1 protein-coding gene is annotated in these 617 nt (G+C 43.9%); it reads left to right on the plus strand.

All coding sequences use genetic code 11. The features are described from left to right. The coding region (locus tag BJU60_RS14815; protein WP_217265643.1) for a condensation domain-containing protein at positions 1 to 617 on the plus strand (617 nt) is incomplete at both ends.

Genomic DNA, 617 nt, shown 5'->3' on the forward strand with positions numbered 1-617 from the left:
CCGGATCAATCATGAATTTTCAATGAAGGCGCCTTTAAAAATATTATTTGAAAGCAAACATCTGGCACATCTGGCGCAAATGGTTGATGACATCAAAGGGGCGCCAGCCGTTCAGGAGGCTGAAATTCCAAAGCTTGAAAAGCAAACAAGCTATGAACTGTCTCATGCCCAGAAGCGTATTTGGTTCTTATCCACATTAGAAAAGAGCCATCATTACAATATATTAGGTGCTTGGAAGCTGACAGGACCATTACACATTCAAGCATTAACAAAAGCGATTGGTCTTTTAACAAAACGGCATGAAGCACTTCGGGCAGTATTTAAATCACTTGGCGGCAAGCCGGTTCAACTCATTCGTGAAGACCTTCCGCCATCTGTGACAGTGGCAAATTTCTCGTTATTTAATGAAAAAACAAGAGCGAGAAGACTCAAGCAGCTCATTCAGCAAGAGGCAGAACGTGTCTATGATTTAGAAAGAGGGCCTCTTGCGCAGTGGACGATAGTAGATATGGGCAAGGAGGAGTATTATCTCCTTTGCGCGCAGCACCACATCATTTCAGATGCATGGTCACTCAGCCTGCTCATTCAGGAATTAGAAGTGGCATATGACGCACTGC

This window comes from Exiguobacterium aurantiacum (assembly GCF_001766415.1).
Classification (GTDB): domain Bacteria; phylum Bacillota; class Bacilli; order Exiguobacteriales; family Exiguobacteriaceae; genus Exiguobacterium; species Exiguobacterium aurantiacum_A.